Below are 18,077 nucleotides of genomic sequence, written 5' to 3' on the forward strand. Positions count from 1 at the left end.
GCGCGCCCGTCGCTACACGTTTTCTTAAGCGCCCTAGCTATTTGGCACGCTCTGCCCTGCCATCACGAAACACCATTCAAAGATCAGCAAGCCGAGCAGCGCCAATGCTCCGGCTACGGCGACGTTATGAAAATCGAACGGAGCCCACAGAATGGACAGAGGCAAAAACCCGCCAACTATAACCGTCCCGCCCCAGAACCACTTCGCGAACGGACCGTGGGTGATGAGTCGCGCCGCGTAAGAAGCATTGTCTGTCGCGTGCGGCATCATGAACTCCGCCGCCACAATCAGCAGATGCAGAATCAAAGCGAACCCGAGCGCGACTTTTGCGACCTCGAGAAGCTGAGGCGATCCTCCTGCTTGCGAGGGCAGCAGCGGCAGAACGGCCGCTCCGCACATTAGCGCCTGCACGACTAAATGCACCGGCAGCAGCGGAGTCTGCCACAAGTCGCGGCCTTCACATTGGCCAAACAAAAACGCGGTGTATACCGCGGCTGCAAACCCAGCGAGCACCGTCGGCCACAACAGAAACGAGGCTACAAGGGAGAATCCCAGCAGCGAGGCCAACCAGAACAGTCCGGCCAGCCCGCTGTAACCAATCAGAATGAACGCCCCCCGCGCCAGCCAGGATTTGCTCTGCGGAGTGAACACGACTCGCAGGAAGCGCGCTTTATGTTCGAGATCCCAAACCAGCAGCACCGTCGTCAGCGCCGTAAAGATTAACGCGATTGTCGAAAGTGTTATGTCCCGCAGTCGGTCCAGTCCCAACCGCCCGAACAGCATGGCGATCGCCGGAATCGCCAGAGCGCCCGAGCCGATCGCCTTGGTCCAACAATAAGCCGGAACCTGCCAGCCCCAGGGGCGCGCATGCGACACGTCATACGCCGCGAGCGCATTTTTCTGTAGCAGCGGACTATCTGGGGGGTACAACGCCCCCCCGCCGTGTACGCTCTCATTGCGTTGCGCCCACATGTAGATCGACTCATGCCGCGCCGCAGTGGGCACGATCGCGCTCTCGTCTCCGTCGATGTAATAAAGCTTCGGACGTGTTCCCTGCTCCGGTTTACGGACGCGCACCGGCTCCCGTGCCAGGAGTTGCGCGATCTCGCCATCGCAGGCGTCGAGGTCTCCGGCGATAATCGCGTGCTCGGGACAAACCACGACGCAGGAGGGCTCCAGGCCGACTTCGGTGCGATGGGCGCAGAAGTGACACTTCGCCGCCGTGCCCTCGTCGGGATCGATATAAATGGAATCGTATGGGCACGCCTGCATGCAAGCCTTGCATCCGATGCAGCGCTCGGAGCTGAAATCGACGATGCCGTCCTTGCGCTGGTACATCGCCGTCACTGGGCAGATAGTTACACACGGAGGGTTTTCACAGTGATTGCAGCGCGTCACTTGAAATACGCGCCGGGTGTTGGGATAAGTTCCCTTCTCCACGTACTTCACCCATGTACGATTCACGGTGAGCGGAACATGGTTTTCCGTCTTGCACGCCACCGTGCAGGCGTGGCAGCCGATGCACTTGCGGTTATCGATGATGAATCCGTATCTCATCCGGCTTTTTTCCATACGCGGAACCGGCATCCCGCGCGGCTTTGGTATTGTAGCTGACGGTCAAGCACGTGGCGTTGATGGACTTGAGACCGCAAAAGCCTGGGCGTGAAGGCCAAATTCATTTCGCGCCGATTACGGCATCGCTTCAAGGGATGCCCTGATACGAACCTTCTCGGCCCAAGATCACTCTCCGACGTGCTGCCTTCGATAATCCGGGGCTTTCTTCAAAAAACCGGGCACGGCATGTCTCCTAAGCTACAATTCATCTGCATTTTTGCAGCCCGGTGAACATGACCCTATGACCGCTGAGATCGCGACCAGCACGCTCGTGCTCGACGACAAAAAGATTTTCTACAACCGTTTTCTTCTGATCGTGGCCGGCCTGGGTGGCCTGCTTTACGGAGTGGACGTCGGCATTATTGCGGGCGCGCTGCCGTACTTGCAGGCGACGTCGGGCTTTACCGGACAGCAGCTTTCCTTCGTTGTGGCTGCCGTGCTTCTCGGGAGCGTGATCTCAACCCTTTTCGCGGGCCTGCTCGCCGACTGGATGGGTCGCAAATCGCTGATGGCGCTCAGCGGGCTCATGTTTGTGATCAGCATTCCGATGATTGCCCTCTCCCACGGCTATGGACCGTTGGTCTTTGGCCGTCTGTTGCAGGGTGTGAGCGCGGGCTTAATCGGCGTGGTGGTTCCTCTCTATCTTGCCGAGTGCCTGACGGCAGCCAACCGCGGCAAGGGGACGGGGATCTTTCAGTGGTTGCTGACTCTCGGTATTGTGATCGCCGCGCTGGTGGGCGCGTACTTTAGCTTCCGCGTTGATCAGGTGGCCAAGCTGGGCGATGCAGCTCGACTGCTGGCATTCAAGAGTACGGCGTGGCGGGGAATTTTCTGGGTGTCATTGCCGCCGGGAATTCTGTTCGTGATCGGCAGCTTCATGGTGGCAGAGTCGCCGCGCTGGCTTTTGCGGCGGGGCAAAAAAGATGCGGCCTATAGCGCTCTGATGCGCTCGCGATCGACGGCGCAGGCCGATCTCGAACTTAAGGAAATGCTCGACGTCAGTGCCACCGAGCTGGTGAAAACCGCAGGCGGCGCCAAGGCCAACGAATCGCTGTTGCGACGGAAGTACGTGATCCCGTTCGTGCTCGCCTGCATCATCCTCGCCTGCAATCAGGCGACTGGGATCAACTCGATCATCGCCTACAACACGAATATTCTTTTGCAGAGCGGGCTTTCCGACATTGCCGCGCACTGGGGATATGTCGTATTCACGATCATCAACTTCGCCGTGACTTTCGGCGGCGTCGTCCTGGTGGATCGCAAAGGTCGCAAATTTCTCCTGGGCATCGGCACCGCTGGAATTATCGTCTCGCTGATTTGCACGGGAGTGCTTTTCCTCCGGACCGAGTTGCACCGTGTGGATATCAAGAGCACCGTTCAATCCATGGTTGCTCCCGACCAGCGACTCACGCTTTTGTACGACCATGAGGTCGCCGCGAAGTTGTTGAACGCGACCTCGGCCTCGCTCGGTCCCGCAAGCGATCGTCCGACATCGCTGGTCGTGATTTATTCCTACGGAGATTTTCGGGCCGCCAGCCAGGTGGTGCGCTCCGACGATCCCGCGGCGAAGCCGATCGAAATCACTCGCGAAAGTTGTGTGCCAACGAATAAGGTGGTCGCGTTTTTCTCTACTCCGTTCGGCGATCTCGATGCCGCGCGTTCGGCGCCACTCCGGATTGACAATGCGCTGATCACGCCGGTGCCCGAGCCGCGCAATGGCTGGATGGTAGCCATCACTCTTTTCGTTTTTATGGCATTCTTCGCGATTGGTCCCGGCGTGTGCGTGTGGCTGGCGCTCTCCGAACTGATGCCCACCCGCATCCGTTCGAATGGGATGAGCATTGCGCTGGTGCTGAATCAGGCCGTATCGACGACGATTGCAGCCATCTTTCTACCTACAGTCGGCAAGTACGGTTACTCGACCATGTTCTTCGGGTTCGCGGCTTGCACGGTAATTTATTTTGTCACCGCAATCTGGTTCTTGCCGGAGACAAAAGGCAAAACGCTGGAAGAAATTGAAGCACACTTTGAGGGCGCGGGCGCGAAGTAGCGGTTTGCCCGGTAGCCGCAAAATGATTTACTCTCAGCAGTCCCATGACTCCTACAAACCAGAAGGAAAACTCCGCAAATCCAAAGCGCTCTCACGCCATGCTACGGGAGATTTACGAGCAGCCTGCGGCCATTGCCAAGACCATTGCGAAGCACCTGAAAGACGACATCATCTTTCCCGGCGAACTCGACTCGATCGAAAGCGCGCTCCTGACTTTTGAGAAGCTGATCATCGCCGCCAGTGGCTCAAGCCGCCACGCAGGCCTGGCGGGCGAAATCATGATCGAGGATCTTTCCGGTGTCGCCGTCGACGTAGAATACGCCAGCGAATATTGTTATCGCTCGACTCACGCTGCGGTCGATCCGATCGTGATGGTGATTACGCAGTCCGGCGAAACGGCGGACACGATCGCTGCGCAGCGCGAAGCCCTGACACGTGGCGTTAAGACCATCGCAATCTCGAACGTGCCCGAGACTACCATCGTACGCGAAGCCGGGGCCGCCCTGATCTCGGGAGCCGGGGCGGAGCTGTCCATTCCCGCGACGAAAAGTTTTACGACGCAGCTCACCATTCTCTATCTCATGGCTTTGTTCCTGGCGCGGAAGCGCGGCCGCATGACTTCGGAAGTTACGCGCTCGTACTTGCAGCGCCTGATGCGGCTTCCCGATGCGATCGAAAAGGGACTGGCAAGCTGGGATGAGCTCGCCGCGGAATTTGGCGGCGTCCACTTCAAGGCGGAAAAGTTTCTCTACCTCGGCCGGGGCGTGCATTATGCGATCGCTCGCGAAGGCGCGCTCAAGCTCAAGGAAATTTCCTACGCCCATGCCGAAGGCTATCCCGCGGGTGAGCTGAAACATGGCCCCAACGCGCTAGTCGATGACAAGCTGCCCGTGGTAGTTCTGGCGACTTGCGATCACCGCGATCCCGACTCCGTGTTGCGCTACCGGCGAACTCTGGACGTAATGAAGGAAGTGCGATCCCGCCGCGGACCGCTGGTGACCGTCGCGACCGAAGGAGACAAGGATGTCGCAGGAACCGCAGATCACGTTTTCTATGTGCCCGCGGCTCCAGAGTTGCTTTTGCCCATCGTCGAAGTCATCCCATTACAACTGTTCGCCTATCACATCGCCGTGAACAAAGGCTACGACGTAGATCATCCGCGAAATCTGGTGAAGGCAGTGGTAACCGAGTAGCTCTCGCGGACAAAGACGGAGACACCGAGTCACCGAGAAAAGCACCAGTTGGTTTCTCTGTGATTCGGTCTCTTCGTGGTGAAAGATGTTTATGGAATGTGCCCGGATAGCTAGGCGCGGGCGAAGTCGATATATCCCTTTTGCACATCGGTGCGGATGAGCTTCACGCGCAGCTTATCCCCCACGTCGAGTCCCTGCTCGCCTTGCGCCAGCAGGCCGTCGATGCGGGGTTGTAGAGCGCGAACGAAAGTTCCGTGGTCGGTCGCGCCGGTAACAATGGCGTCGAAGACTTCGCCGATTCTGTTTCGCATGGCTACCGCCGCCAGGCGCTTGGACATGTCGCGTTCGACCTTCTTGGCGGCGTCTTCTTTTTGGGTACAGTTGGCGGCGATCGCCGTGAGTTCCTCGTCAGAGTAAGGATTTTTCTGACCTGCCAACATGGCTTTGATCAGCCGCTGCGTGACCATGTCGGCGAAGCGGCGGTTGGGTGCCGTGGAGTGAGTGTAGTCCTGCACCGCTAGGCCGAAGTGCCCGGGAGCAACGTCGCCGGCACGCTCCAGCACATATTCTCCCGGTCCGATGAGTTTGATGACGGCGAGCGAGAGATCGGCGAAGTGGTCGGGATCGGCGGCCTTACGCTTCAACAAAAAGTCGTTAAGAGCTTTTGAATCAGGCTCAGCGGGCAACTTTTCATTCTTGGTTCCCGCCAGTTGCACGATTCGGTCCCAGCGCTTGGGCGTACGCACGATTCGGCGGAGGGACGACACTTTCTCAAGCATACGCGCGACCACGCCATTGGCCGCAACCATAAAATCTTCGATTAGTTCGGTGGCGTGGTTCTTCTGTTGCTTCACAACCTCGATAACTTGATCGTTGAGCATCAGCGGCTGGAGTTCGTCAGTTTGCAGGCTGAGGGCGCCGTGCTGAAAGCGCTGCGCTTTCAGCTTCTGCGCTACCTCATTTTGCAGTTTCAGTTGTGCCTGTAGATCATTGGATGCAGTAACCTTGGTCGGAGCAGCAGCTGTCCCTTCGAGCCATGCCCCGAGCGAGTTGTATTGCAGTTGAGCTTTGTTGCGGACCACCGCGCGATATACTGCGGGCGAATTCACGATCCCGGCAGAATCGACGACGAACTCGATTACGACGCTGAGGCAATCCTGATTTTCCAAAAGCGAAGTCTTGCCGGTGGAAAGTTCTTCCGGGAGCATAGGGAAGTTACGGACTCCGGCGTACACGGTGGTCGTTTCTCTCGCGGCGTGCTGGTCGATGGGAGTATTCTTTGCCACGAAGGCATCGACGTCGGCGATGCCAACCATCACTTTCACATCGCCATTCGCGCCTGCTTCGACAACTTCAATTTGGTCGAGATCGCGGGAAGTGTCGTTGTCGATCGAGGACCAGAGTAGATTCCTCAGGTCGCGGATCTCGCCCGCAGCCGCGATTTGCGGCGGGTGGGCTTTCAGGTCGGCCAGTTGCAGGGGAACCTGAGGAGGAAAATCCGGCTGGAAGCCGCGCTGTTGCGTGATCTGTTTGGCGACGGCCTGTAGGTCGAGATGGCTGGGATTAGCGTCTGTCATGAACTCCCCGTGTCGAGATGAGATCGACACAGGCTAACACGGACAGCGATGTGCAAACGGATCGCGGAGGATCTTACCCCGACTCGGATTATGGAAATCTCACCGCAACGAGCAGGATCCTCACGACTTCGGTGGCCCTAACTAGCTTGAACCCAGCCGCTCAATATCGGCATTGGTATAAATGTGAGGAGCGTGCGGCCTGTGCGTCTTCCAGAAGTCAGCCGTTTCGCCGAGGGTGACGCCGAATCCGAGTTCGTGCAAAGACTGCGCGGTCGTCATACCCGTGACACCGGTATTCAAAATGCTCCCGGGCAAGGGTCTCGGAAGGGGCGCCGAACTAATCTCGATTTCGGTGGCGTTTCCGCCGACGTTCTCATTCTCATTGCCGTTTTCGGACCTGACCTTCTCGGACTTTTGCGGCTCACCCCAAAAAATGCGAGTGAGATCGGGCTGAGGCGGAGGTCCCGCGAACGGAGAGGGTGGTTCCGGCAAGGCCTCGTTGCCGGGGCCCGTGTAGCTCGGCAATGGGGCGGAAAGCGATAACGACGGAGTGGCAATCGGCTGAAGGAACGTCGAATTATTGGTGATCAGGTATTGCGGACCTGCGGCGAAATTCGTGTCCTGGGCGGCGCTGATTGTCGCGACAGCCAACAGAAAGAGAAAGGTTGCGGAGCGCATGGCTACCTCCGGAAATCGACTATCTTCTCCGCCGATTATTACCCCAAGGCCGGAAAACCGCCAGAGTCCTAAGGCTCCAATCATGCGCCTGGCGCGGGTTTCAGTCGCACTAGACTTCCGCACCCATGGCGGGCTGTTCGCGTTCGCGCCGGTTGGCGCGGATGACGTAGAGCATGTAGATAACGACCCCCAGATTGACGACCAGCAAAGCGCCGCGAGTCCAGCTCAAGCCGCGCATAAGTTCGCGAATCTCCAGTGGAAGAAGCAAGGTGCCGGAAACCAAGGCGACCCACTCGGCCCAGGTGCGCCCCTTCCACAGACCATAACCCTCGGTAAAGCGCAGGGCGGCATAGGCGAATGCGATGCGGGCGGCGGCCCAAAGGCGCGCGTCAGTAACACTGTCCGCGAAGTCGAGAAAGACTTGGGCGAACTGTCGATCCGTATTGATGTGCAACAGAGCGAGCAGGCTTTCGGCATACAACCATACATCTTTGTGCACCAGGGCAAGCGCACAAAGCCCCATCAGCACAACGAAGATGCCTTTGATGAGTTCGACCAGGGCTACTGCCCGCAGCACGCGCCGCTGGCGGCGGTGCCGTTCCTGCATGGTGGCGAGATGGCGCATGAATGCGAGGGATGTCACTGGCAGAGTATCACGGAGCCCGCAGAATGGTCGCGGCAGGGACTGCCGAAGCAGACGGTCGAGCTGCGCTTGATCGACAGCCCCAGAAGGTGGCCGCTTCCAGGTGAGTCATGTCTGAGGATTCTTACCTCGGTAACTGGAGTTGACCGACAAACAGTGTGACGATGGCAGAGGGAGAACACCATGCGAAGACTGATTCTAGCTCTATGTTTTGGGGCGTTCGGTACCGCCGCTTTGCAGGCACAACAAAACGCTGCTCCAGAAACCGCACCCCCGCAAACGGCGCGGCAGGCGCTAATGGAAATGTTTTTCGGCAAGACGCAGGGGACATTCGCAAAACACCTGCCGGCAGCGACGTTGGCGGCGCTGGAGAAGTCGGGTGCCACCGCCTCTCTGCAACAGTATTCGGTAATGGCAAGCCAACTCCAGACACAGGGCAAGAATGTGCAGACGTTCGAAACCGGTTCGCTGTTAATGTCTGCGGAAGATCCCAAGCTGGGGCAGAAATTCGAAGTCACGGTGGTGAACGACGCATTGCGCGGCGATCAGGATGACCTTGAACTGTCGTTTCAGGTCTATAAGGATGGCAAGCTCCAGTTGTCGCCCTTCATGCCACAGATGACCTTCTCGATGAAACAGGAATCGCAGGTTTGGAAACTGAACGAAATTTCGATCACACTGCACCTGCCGCTGGCCGATCCGGAGTTTTTGAAGGCGATCACGGAGAAGATGGCGCCGAAGTCCGCGGCGACAGCGGTCTTCGTGCCGCACACGGAAGGGACTACGCCGCAGGTCGGGGGCAGCGACGCAATGGTGCTGGCGGCGATGCGAACCATTCTCACCGCGGAAATCGCGTACGCCAGCAGTTATCCAGCGGTCGGGTTTACTTGTTCGCTTTCGAGCCTGGATGGCTTTGGTGGGGGAGCTCCGAACGAGCATCAGGCGATGTTGATCAACAGCGGATTGGCGAGCGGGAAGAAGTATGGATTTGTTTTCACTCTGTCGGAGTGCAGCGCAGCACCGGCCACGGGCTTTCATCTTACGGCAGCGCCGAATGCGAATTCGTTTGGACGGAAAGCATATTGCGCGGATCAGTCGGGCGTAATTCGTTCTTCGAGCGACGCGAATGCGGCGAGTTGTCTGGCGAGTGGGACGCCCGTGCAGTAACCGCGAGGGTTCTTGCACGTTAACAATGCGAAGGCGAGAGGCCCCTCCCGACAGCCGGCGGGGACGCCGGCGCTACTTTGCCTTTTTCTGCCGGATGGCGCCGCGCAGTTCCGCCACGATTTCCTGTGATGCTTTAATGGCCGCGGCGTGCTGGTTCACATTGAACGAGATGGCGCCGACGCGGGCATGGCCGCCGCCGCCATAGCGCTCACAGATGCGCGCCAGGTTCACTTCCGGTTCCTGCGGCGCCCAGGGATTCGATCCCACCGAAACTTTCACCCGAAAACTGCTCTTGCTGAGGCCCACGCTATAGACCGATTCAGGATGCAGGTAATAGGGAATAAATTTGTTGTAGCCTTCGAGATCGTGATCGGTGACGTCGAAGAAGATGGTCGCGTCTTTGCATTCCGTGCGCTGCTCGAGAATGCCGATAGACAGTTCATGGCGTTTGAGGAGCGGCGGAAGCAAGGGGGCGACGAAAGGCTCCTCGAGAATTTCGGCCAGAGATTTCGTGGCCAGCAGCGGAATGAGGTTGGGGACGAAGCCGTGATCGGGCGCCGATTCGATGACCATGGTGAGCTTCATGGCGGGAGCTTCCATGCCGACGGCAGTCTTGGCGTCAGGATAGAGGGCGCCGTCGATGATGTCGGTCCAGTGCACGAGATCGGCCACGGGCGCGGGATCAAAGCCGAAACGCTGTTGCCCGATCATGGCGATGAAACTGGTGCAGGACTTGAAATCGGGATCGTAGAACTTGCGATTGCTCTGGTCGCGCTCGAAATGCTCGGCGTCGGCGGGCGAGAGGAACGCGCTCTCATGATGGTCGAACCACCAGGTTATTCTTGGCGAACTGGAGTACTTGAAATCGACGATGGCGTTTTCGTCGCCGTCGAATTCTTTCTCGTCGAATAGCGCCCCGGCGCGATGCACGAGGCCAGTAAAGACGAAGTTGACGTCGCTGCGAATGCGCTCGCGATAGAAGCGTGAAAAGAGTGCGGCGGAAGAAGCTCCGTCAAAGCATTTGTCGTGGTAAAAAACCCGTACGCGCAATGAAATCCCCATTCGCCTCACAGTTCCCGCCAGCGCGACCACGCAGCAGGCGTGGGATGGCGACGCGGGTAAAAGCTACTAGGATTGATAGCTTACAGGAAGAAAGTCAAGGGCGGGAGATTGAGGCGCTAAGTCAGGGTCGAGTCGCGAGTTCGTCCCAGGTCGGTACGAACTCGCGAAATTCGACGAAGTAGTAGCGCTACGGCACCCACTAGATCGCGTTCGCCTGCTTTTCCGCCATGTCGCCGATCACGGGCAGTTTGTACATCTGTCCCTGGTTCGCTTTCATCAGCAGGATGATCCAAAAAACAAATCCGCCCAAGCTGACCACAAGGTGCAGGGGCAAGGTGATCAGCGCCATGAAGGGGACAAAGGTAAAAATCGACAGGCCGATGTGTAGCGCCAGCAAGGCTCCCGCGAAGAACAGACACTGCCAGGCGTGGAAACGGATAAAGCGATTCCGGTTATACGGTTCCATCACCAGAAAAATAATGGCTGGAATGATGGTGATATAAGCCAGCATTCCGGCCACATTGTCGGTCATGCCGCCCGCGGCGGCGGTGGTAGGCGTTGGGGGCACCGTGGCAACTCTTCCCGCGCACACCGAACACGTCGTGGTGCCGTCTGCGATTTGTGCGCCGCACATATTGCAAAAAGCCATGGGGATGTTCCTCCTTGAGTCGGTTGGAATTGGGGGGAGCGGTTCTTGCAGACTGAGCCAGACCGCCGCCAAGCGACGCAGCGGCACGTTATCAAAAAGACATTCGCAATGCAATCAACATTTTGACGGGTAGGACAGAATCAGGGGGCACCGGCGTAGTGCGCCGCAAATTCACCGAGCAGGGGCAGTTGAAACATTTCTCCCTGAAAAGCCTTGACCAGCAGGACCAACCAGATCACAAACAGTCCGAGCGCGACCACGATCGAGACCAGCACCACGATCGGCGGGCCGAGCAACGGGATGATGAACAGTACAACGCTGGCAAGTTTAAGGGCTATGGCCAGCAGGATTCCACCCATCCACAGCACCAGGCATTGGGCGGAATGAAAGCGCACGAAGCGATTCTTTTTATACGGCTCGAGGACCAGGAAAAGAATGGCCGGGACGAACGTAAGGTAGGCGATCGCTCCAGCAACGTTTTCCGGCAGGGATCCGACCTTACCGTGCGTGTCGGACATGGCAGACTTCCCGTCGGCCCGCTGATCGGCCATAGACCGTCCGCAACCGGGACAGAATGCAGCCGTCGCAGGCATTTGAGCCGCGCAGTGCGGACACGAGGTCGGCGGGACGGGGGCAGCATCCATTGTGGCGACAATATCAAAGCGCGCGATGGGCGGCAAATGTCTAACCCGCGTTCCGGCAATCTTCGCAGACGCCGTAGATCTGGAACGTGTGCCGGGTGGTGACGTAGTTATATTTGTGGCCGATTTCCTGTTCGAGCTGGCCGACTTCCTGGGAAAAGAACTCGACGGAACTGCCGCATCCGGTGCAGACCATGTGGTGATGGCTGCGGCGATTGTACTGGTGTTCGAAGCGGGCGATGCCGTCGTGGAAGGCGACTTCGCTGGCTAATCCGCACTCGGCCAGCAGCTTCAGGGTGCGATATACAGTGGTGTAGCCGATACGTGCGTCCTTTTTCTGGACGAGGCGATGCAGTTCGTCGGTAGAAAGGTGGTCGCGGGTTTCGAGGAAGGCCCGGAGAATGGCGTCGCGTTGCGCGGTCTGCTTCAGGCCGACGCCCTTCAGGTGCTTGTGCAGGATCTCCTGGGCTTCGCGGACCATCTGGCGCGAGATGGTGGGCTGGTCATCAATGCGCTTCTGAAGCATGGGGAGGGATTAAGTCAGCATAGTCAGGATACCATCCGTCATCTTGAAAATGAAATTCATTTTCAGCGTGAGCGGTCCGCAGCCACGTGGAATACAATCAGAGATTCTCATTTCTCATGAGCACCTTCGCCGAAATCCGTACGCCAAGCACTCGACGATCGCCCTTGCTCCGCAGTCTACTGTGGCTGCTACTGGCGGCGCTGCTGCTTCTAGCGGGGCTGGTGGGCTATGCCTATCATGTCGCGTACTCGGCCCTCCCCCAACTCGACGGACAATTGCTGGTCAGCGGACTCTCATCCCCAGTCACGGTCACGCGCGAGGCGCACGGCGTGCCGACGATTGAAGCGGCGAGCCTCGCCGATCTTTTCTTCGCTCAAGGCTATGTCACCGCGCAGGACCGGCTGTGGCAGATGGACATCATGCGTCGCTACGGCAGTGGCGAGCTGTCGGAGATTCTCGGAGAGGACACGCTGAAGATCGACCGCGAACAGAGAATACTAGGCCTGCGGGCAGCGGCAAAGAAGTCCCTGGGGATGGCCAGCGAACGCGATCGCAGCTACTACGAGGCTTACGCGCGCGGCGTAAACGCCTACATTGGGACCCATGGCGATCGGCTGCCCATTGAGTTTCGCATTCTGCGTTACACGCCGAAGCCGTGGCAGTCGGAAGATTCGGTCGTGGTGGCCAACTCGATGGTGAAGGATTTGAACTTTCACTATTTTTTCGACGCGCTGGCCCGGGAGAAAATTCTGGCCAAACTTGGGCCGGAATTGACCGCGGACTTGTATGTGAATCGCTCATGGCACGATCATCCGCCGACCGTGATGCGCGAGGATCTGACCCAGCCCGACAGCAATTCTGACTCAGACGACGAAGATGACGACGACTCGCCCGACAATTCGGTCACGCAGCGAAGCGCGCCGACGGTTTCACCGGTCGGCCTGATGGCGGAAGAGGGCTTACCGGTCAATGGATCCAACAATTGGGTCGTTTCCGGGGCCCACACAGTGACGGGCAAGCCGCTGCTTTCGAATGATATGCATCTCGGCCATCAGATGCCTAACCTGTGGTACGAGGCGCATCTGCACTCCGGCACTTTTGATGTTGTGGGCGTGACTCTGCCGGGCATGCCGTATGTAATCGTGGGCCACAATCAGCGCGTCGCGTGGGGATTTACAAACGTCGGACCGACTGTAACCGATGTCTTCATTGAGAATTTCGACGCGCAGGGTGCGTACCAGGCTCCAGGCGAATGGGTGCAGCCCGAACATCGCGCCGAAACAATTCACGTCAAAGGTAAGCCGGACGTGAACGTGGATGTGAAAATTACGCGGCATGGGCCGATCATCACCGAACTCGTTCCGGGGGAAACCAGGCCACTGGCGCTGCGCTGGACGCTCTATGACGGATTGCACATTCCCTTCTTCGATGTGAACGCCGCTCAGAACTGGGACGAATTCTGCCGCGCATTTTCGCAATTGGATGCGCCCGGGCAGAACGTCGTGTATGCCGATGTGGACGGCAACATTGGATATCACGCGACGGGCAAGGTGCCGATCCGCGCCGCTGGCGACGGCAGCCTGCCGCAGAGCGGCGCCGACAACATGCACGAGTGGACTTCTTACATTCCGTTCGAGAAGTTGCCCAGCATTTATAACCCGCCGTCCGGAATCATTGCGACGGCGAACGGAAGAATTACTCCAGACAATTATCCCAATTCGATCAGCATGGAGTGGGAGGCGCCGTGGCGCACGGCGCGCATTTATCACGTGCTGGAATCGGGACGCAAATTCTCCGCGACGGACATGCTGGCGCTACAAACCGACGTTCACTCGGAGGCAGACTTGTTCGCGGCGGAGCGCTTTGTCTATGCCGTCGATCATGCTTCCAAGCCATCGCCGCGGGTGAAACAAGCAGCGGACCTGATGCGCGGCTGGGACGGGCGCATGCAGGCTTCATCCGCAGTGCCGACGATCGCTGAGAATTCAATGCTGCAACTGCGGCGTTTGCTGCTGGAGCCGAAGCTCGGTAGCGCACCAGCGGATTCCGGAAAGCAAGACGAAAGTCTAAGCTGGAAAACCTATTCGTGGGAGATGCGCTCGGTTTGGATGGAAAATATTATGCTGCACCGGCCAAAGCGCTGGCTGCCGGAGAAATATCCCAACTATGAGGAACTGCTTACCGCCGCAGTGGAGGCGGCAGTGAATGGTCCGGAAGTGCCGAAAGACTTGGCCTCGTGGCGCTGGGGTACGTTCAATGCCGTGCAGATCGAACATCCGATTCTGGGAAAGATTCCATTGATCCAACAATGGTCCGGGCCGGGAGTCCAGGAGCAGTCTGGCAGCGGATATACGGTAAAGGCGGTGTCGCGGCATCACGGCCCGTCAGAGCGATTCACGGCAAACCTGGCCGACCTGGACCAGTCGACGCTCAACATTGTGACCGGGCAGGGCGGGAATTTTCTTAGCCCCTATTACATGGATCAATGGAAGGCATGGTATGGGGGCACGACATTCGCTCTGCCGTTCAGCGCAAAGGCGGTGGACGCGGCGAAGGCGCACAGGATCCTGCTGGGACCGGTCAGCCCAAGCGCGCAACCATGAATCGCGTGGGCCCGGACGCATTCTACGGGCAAAAATCTTTTGGGTATTTGTTGCCGGCGGACGAATGCGTCCGCCGCTACATGTCTCAAAAGAAGTCGATAGCCTTTACATCGCCAACGTAGCCGATGATATTGATGGTGCCTTGCTGCAGGAAATCGTTGATCAGCAGAATATCTTTGGTGGTGTCATAGACGCGGAGATTGCCGCCTTCTGCTACGTACTCGACAGTACGGGAGTTAAAGCCTTGCAAGCCGTTCACGTCGCCGTTGTCGGGCGGGATGAGCACCGAATTGTCAGCAGTGTGAAAGATCGACAAGCAACCGCGGACTTCCCCGCTGGGATTATTGACGTTGCCGATGTTAGTGCAGTCATAAGATCCGATGAAGAGCTGGCCGTTGGTGGTCAAGTCCATGCGGTCATGAAAGCCGTCAGTGATTATGGCGCTACCGGTCACTGTTCCTGAGCCGAGATTAACAATGTCGAGCCGTCCGCAGATCGTGGCCGCGGTCTGCTGGCCGGTGTTGCTCAACTGTCCAGTGCAGGTGTTATTGGAAGGCGAAGTGCCGGCGACGTAGAGCGTGGATCCGCTGAGCAGCGCCATGGTGGCGGCATCGACGGGAATTGTGCTGGTGATCTTGAGGCTGGGCAGATCGAAAACCGCGACGCTGGCCTGCACGCCGCCGCACTGTGGACCGCAGTTCATGATGTAAGCGGTGCTTCCGCTGACCACGCCAAAAACTGGACGGTCGAAGCCGGGAACAATCGTACATACGGAACTGGGAAGATTGGTGGAGAGGCAACTGGTGTCGACCGGAGGCACAGCGTTGCCCGGAGTCAGCACGGTCACCGAGTTGGAATCGTTACTCAGAACGACAAGTTGGGTCCCGGTCGAATCTGAGATAACCGTTTGCGCATTTGGAACCGCGATGGTGGTGAGCCCTCCACTGGAGAAATTCATCACGTCAATCGCGCCGATGAAGGAAAAGCCGGGGACGGTAGCCGTAGGAACCGCGGCGTATCCGATGCCCTGTGCAGTCGGGACCACCATGCTGTTGGTAGGCCCCTGCAACTGGATGTGGCCGATGCTGCTTTCCTTGACCGTGTCTACGGCATAAACCGAATTGCTGCCGGCGTCGAAGGCTGCCGCGAGATTGAGGGTAGGCGTCACAACCATCAGCCCCGGAGAAGTCCCCGCGCTCAGTGGAGCAAGCCGTGGGATCGTATCGTTATAGGCATCGAGAATCACCAGGCTGCCAGAAGTGACAGCCGAAGTCACTCCCTGAGATGCCAACACACGATACGGCAACCCACTGGGTGGATCCGTCTTGGAGCTACCGCCGCAGGAAACAAGGGTGAGGCTGCCCCACACTCCAAGCACAACAACGAAGATGCGTCTCTTCAAACGGCAGGCTCCTAACGACATGAAAAAGGAAGATTTAATTGCGAAATGCTGGATTATAGCAGACCCGGAACTACTCCTCCGGAGCGACGCGCCCGGAATGAAACCGAGTCTAAACGACGTTTTCCGCTCCCTCCTTAGAATCGTCGAAAACAGTGACTTCTGCATCAGTGCTGCGGCATAGCTCGGGAGGTGCACGAACTGATTTGATCCTGTATTCTCAAAAGACTATATGGCGGCTGACTTTCGCTCCCGGATCAAGCAGTCTCCCGTCTTGTGCGACGGGGCCATGGGAACCCTGCTTTACGCCAAGGGCATCTTCATCAACCGGTCCTACGACGAACTGAATCTCTCCCAGCCCGACCTGATTCGCGGCATCCACCACGATTACCTGCAAGCTGGTGCCGAGATTATTGAAACCAATACTTTCGGCGGTAACTCTTTCCGCCTGGGACGACATAGCTTAGCGGACAAAGTTCACGACATCAATCGAACCGGGGTTCGTCTGGCTCGCGAAGCCGCCAAAAGCTTCGATGTGTGGGTCGCGGGATCGGTTGGCCCGCTGGGAACCAGAATCGAACCTCTGGGCAAGACCTCGTTCGAGGAGGCGCGGCAAGCCTTCCGGGAGCAGATCGAGGCATTGGTTGAAGGTGGCGTAGATCTGCTGATCTTGGAAACGTTCGGATATCTGGAAGAGATTCATCAGGCCATGCTGGCTGCCCGCGATGTGAGCGCATCGCTGCCGATCGTGGCGCAGGTCACCATCGACGAAGACGGCAACTGCCTCGACGGCTCCGACCCGCAAACTTTTGTGGCGAGGCTGGAGGAGTGGGGCGCGGACGTGATCGGGTGCAATTGTAGCGTGGGTCCGGTGGCCATGCTGGATGCCATGGAGCGAGTGCGGGCAGCGACTTCCCTGCCGCTTGCAGCGCAACCGAACGCCGGGATTCCGCGGTCTGTCGACGGCAGAAATATTTACCTGTGCTCGCCCGAATATATGGCCAGCTATGCGCGCAAGTTCGTGGCTGCCGGCGTGCGGCTCGTGGGCGGCTGTTGTGGAACTACACCAGAGCACATTCGGGTGATGAAGTCGGCGTTGCGGGTGGGCGAGGCGCGGGGAAAGGCGACGTCCGCACATGTGGCCCCCGGCCAGACTGCCATCCCCGCCGTTCCCGCGGTCCCGCTTGAGAGCAGGTCATTGGTGGGCGCTCGGCTCGCTCGTGGCGAATTTTTGACCATGGTGGAGATCGTCCCTCCGAAAGGGATCGACATTCGCAAGGAAGTCGAGGGAGCACGGTTTTTGAAGTCGGTGGGCGTAGATGCAGTGAACATTCCGGATAGCCCAAGGGCCTCGGCGCGGATGAGCAACCAGGCGTTGTCATTGCTGATCCAGCGCGATGTCGGAATCGACGCGATTTTGCACTATACCTGCCGCGATCGAAATGTTCTATGCATTCAGAGCGACTTGCTCGGAGCGGCCGCGGTCGGCATCAAGAATCTGATCTGCATCACCGGCGATCCCCCGAAGATGGGAAACTATCCGGACGCGACGGCGGTGTTTGATGTGGACGCGATCGGACTGGTCAATATTGTGCACAACCTGAACCGGGGACTCGACCTCGGCGGAAATCCGATTGGAAGCGGCACAGGGTTTGTGATTGGCGTGGGTGCGAACCCTGGGCTGACCGATCTGGACGAGGAGATTCGCCGCTTCGAGTACAAAGTCGAGGCTGGCGCGGAATATGCGGTAACTCAACCGGTTTTCGACCTGCGCTTGCTGGAGAATTTCCTGAGGCGCATCGAACACTGCCGGATTCCGGTGGTGGCAGGGATTTGGCCGCTGGTCAGCGTGCGCAATGCCGAGTTTATGAAGAACGAACTGAGAGTCTCCGTGCCCGACGCGATTCTGGAGCGCATGGCGCGGGCGCAGAATCCCGAAGCAGCGCGGGCTGAGGGCATCGCCATTGCACGCGAGATGCTGATGGCCGCCCGGCAGATGGCGCAGGGGGCACAGATTAGCGCTCCACAGGGACGGTACAGCTCGGCGGTGGATGTGCTGGAAGCGCTGGGATCCCTGGGTTCCCTGGGTTCCCTGGGTTCCCAGGCTAGCGCATAGCGTCCGACGCGGGATCACTTCCGATTCTGAGGGCCCGTGTATCTTTGCGCAAGACCCGTGTATCTTTGCGCAAGAAAAGAGACGCGCTTCCCACCTCTGGACCGCGCCATACACTCTCTCGAGTCCTTTCCATTAAAAAGACTGGACACTTGTTGCAAA

14 protein-coding genes are annotated in these 18,077 nt (G+C 58.4%); 5 read left to right on the top strand and 9 right to left on the bottom strand.

The annotated features are described in order from the left end of the window. Positions 1–33: 33 nt before the first annotated feature. Entirely contained in the window at positions 34–1,557 is a 1,524-nt protein-coding gene (locus VGM18_06425) for a 4Fe-4S dicluster domain-containing protein (protein ID HEY3972620.1), read from the bottom strand. A 298-nt stretch (positions 1,558–1,855) separates the two neighbouring features. Between VGM18_06425 and VGM18_06430 the strand changes: the two genes are divergently transcribed. Both VGM18_06430 and VGM18_06435 read left to right on the top strand, forming a co-directional pair. Further along, positions 1,856–3,664: an MFS transporter gene (locus VGM18_06430; GenBank protein ID HEY3972621.1), complete on the top strand. Its 1,809-nt coding sequence runs from the start codon at positions 1,856–1,858 to the stop codon at positions 3,662–3,664. A gap of 44 nt (positions 3,665–3,708) precedes the next feature. Further along, a complete protein-coding gene (locus tag VGM18_06435) occupies positions 3,709–4,857 on the top strand; it encodes an SIS domain-containing protein (protein HEY3972622.1) in 1,149 nt (382 codons plus the stop codon). A 110-nt stretch (positions 4,858–4,967) separates the two neighbouring features. Here VGM18_06435 and VGM18_06440 read toward each other — a convergent pair whose 3' ends face one another. The 3 genes from VGM18_06440 to VGM18_06450 all read right to left on the bottom strand — a co-directional run bounded on the left by VGM18_06440 (position 4,968) and on the right by VGM18_06450 (position 7,755). Beyond that, positions 4,968–6,434, bottom strand: a complete 1,467-nt coding sequence (locus VGM18_06440) for an RNB domain-containing ribonuclease (GenBank protein ID HEY3972623.1) — start codon at positions 6,432–6,434, stop codon at positions 4,968–4,970. A 141-nt stretch (positions 6,435–6,575) separates the two neighbouring features. Then, the gene (locus tag VGM18_06445; GenBank protein HEY3972624.1) at positions 6,576–7,112 is read right to left on the bottom strand and encodes a hypothetical protein; all 537 of its coding nucleotides are present in this window, start codon (positions 7,110–7,112) and stop codon (positions 6,576–6,578) included. A gap of 109 nt (positions 7,113–7,221) precedes the next feature. Beyond that, the gene (locus VGM18_06450) at positions 7,222–7,755 is read right to left on the bottom strand and encodes a DUF2127 domain-containing protein (GenBank protein ID HEY3972625.1); all 534 of its coding nucleotides are present in this window, start codon (positions 7,753–7,755) and stop codon (positions 7,222–7,224) included. A gap of 183 nt (positions 7,756–7,938) precedes the next feature. On the opposite strand from VGM18_06450, the gene VGM18_06455 reads away from it, so the two are divergent. Continuing rightward, a complete protein-coding gene (locus VGM18_06455) occupies positions 7,939–8,922 on the top strand; it encodes a hypothetical protein (GenBank protein HEY3972626.1) in 984 nt (327 codons plus the stop codon). Positions 8,923–8,994: 72 nt separating this feature from the next. On the opposite strand, the gene VGM18_06460 is transcribed toward VGM18_06455, so the two are convergent. The 4 genes from VGM18_06460 to VGM18_06475 form a co-directional block, all read right to left on the bottom strand. After that, positions 8,995–9,984, bottom strand: a complete 990-nt coding sequence (locus VGM18_06460) for a phosphoesterase (GenBank protein HEY3972627.1) — start codon at positions 9,982–9,984, stop codon at positions 8,995–8,997. 199 nt (positions 9,985–10,183) lie between these two features. Next, positions 10,184–10,633, bottom strand: a complete 450-nt coding sequence (locus tag VGM18_06465; GenBank protein HEY3972628.1) for a DUF4870 domain-containing protein — start codon at positions 10,631–10,633, stop codon at positions 10,184–10,186. A gap of 140 nt (positions 10,634–10,773) precedes the next feature. Further along, positions 10,774–11,151: a hypothetical protein gene (locus VGM18_06470; GenBank protein HEY3972629.1), complete on the bottom strand. Its 378-nt coding sequence runs from the start codon at positions 11,149–11,151 to the stop codon at positions 10,774–10,776. Positions 11,152–11,317: 166 nt separating this feature from the next. Next, positions 11,318–11,800 carry a transcriptional repressor gene (locus VGM18_06475; protein HEY3972630.1) on the bottom strand — a complete coding sequence of 161 codons (483 nt, stop codon included), beginning with the start codon at positions 11,798–11,800 and terminating at the stop codon, positions 11,318–11,320. 116 nt (positions 11,801–11,916) lie between these two features. On the opposite strand from VGM18_06475, the gene VGM18_06480 reads away from it, so the two are divergent. Further along, positions 11,917–14,403 (top strand): penicillin acylase family protein, encoded by a 2,487-nt coding sequence (locus tag VGM18_06480; GenBank protein ID HEY3972631.1) that lies wholly within the window; start codon positions 11,917–11,919, stop codon positions 14,401–14,403. 85 nt (positions 14,404–14,488) lie between these two features. Here the strand turns inward: VGM18_06480 and VGM18_06485 are convergent, their stop codons facing one another. Next, positions 14,489–15,805, bottom strand: coding sequence for a hypothetical protein (locus VGM18_06485; GenBank protein HEY3972632.1), 1,317 nt, complete (start codon positions 15,803–15,805; stop codon positions 14,489–14,491). 229 nt (positions 15,806–16,034) lie between these two features. On the opposite strand from VGM18_06485, the gene VGM18_06490 reads away from it, so the two are divergent. Further along, on the top strand, positions 16,035–17,918 hold the full coding sequence (locus VGM18_06490) for a bifunctional homocysteine S-methyltransferase/methylenetetrahydrofolate reductase (GenBank protein ID HEY3972633.1): 1,884 nt from the start codon (positions 16,035–16,037) through the stop codon (positions 17,916–17,918). Positions 17,919–18,077 lie beyond the last annotated feature (159 nt).

The sequence above is a fragment of the Candidatus Sulfotelmatobacter sp. genome (assembly GCA_036500765.1).
In the GTDB taxonomy this organism is placed as follows: domain Bacteria; phylum Acidobacteriota; class Terriglobia; order Terriglobales; family Acidobacteriaceae; genus Sulfotelmatobacter.

Coding starts and splice junctions, on each gene's coding strand:
- VGM18_06425 (HEY3972620.1), bottom strand. CDS start 1,557: ATGAGATACGGATTCATCATCGATAACCGCAAGTGCATCGGCTGCCAC.
- VGM18_06430 (HEY3972621.1), top strand. CDS start 1,856: ATGACCGCTGAGATCGCGACCAGCACGCTCGTGCTCGACGACAAAAAG.
- VGM18_06435 (HEY3972622.1), top strand. CDS start 3,709: ATGACTCCTACAAACCAGAAGGAAAACTCCGCAAATCCAAAGCGCTCT.
- VGM18_06440 (HEY3972623.1), bottom strand. CDS start 6,434: ATGACAGACGCTAATCCCAGCCATCTCGACCTACAGGCCGTCGCCAAA.
- VGM18_06445 (HEY3972624.1), bottom strand. CDS start 7,112: ATGCGCTCCGCAACCTTTCTCTTTCTGTTGGCTGTCGCGACAATCAGC.
- VGM18_06455 (HEY3972626.1), top strand. CDS start 7,939: ATGCGAAGACTGATTCTAGCTCTATGTTTTGGGGCGTTCGGTACCGCC.
- VGM18_06460 (HEY3972627.1), bottom strand. CDS start 9,984: ATGGGGATTTCATTGCGCGTACGGGTTTTTTACCACGACAAATGCTTT.
- VGM18_06465 (HEY3972628.1), bottom strand. CDS start 10,633: ATGGCTTTTTGCAATATGTGCGGCGCACAAATCGCAGACGGCACCACG.
- VGM18_06470 (HEY3972629.1), bottom strand. CDS start 11,151: ATGTCCGACACGCACGGTAAGGTCGGATCCCTGCCGGAAAACGTTGCT.
- VGM18_06475 (HEY3972630.1), bottom strand. CDS start 11,800: ATGCTTCAGAAGCGCATTGATGACCAGCCCACCATCTCGCGCCAGATG.
- VGM18_06480 (HEY3972631.1), top strand. CDS start 11,917: ATGAGCACCTTCGCCGAAATCCGTACGCCAAGCACTCGACGATCGCCC.
- VGM18_06490 (HEY3972633.1), top strand. CDS start 16,035: ATGGCGGCTGACTTTCGCTCCCGGATCAAGCAGTCTCCCGTCTTGTGC.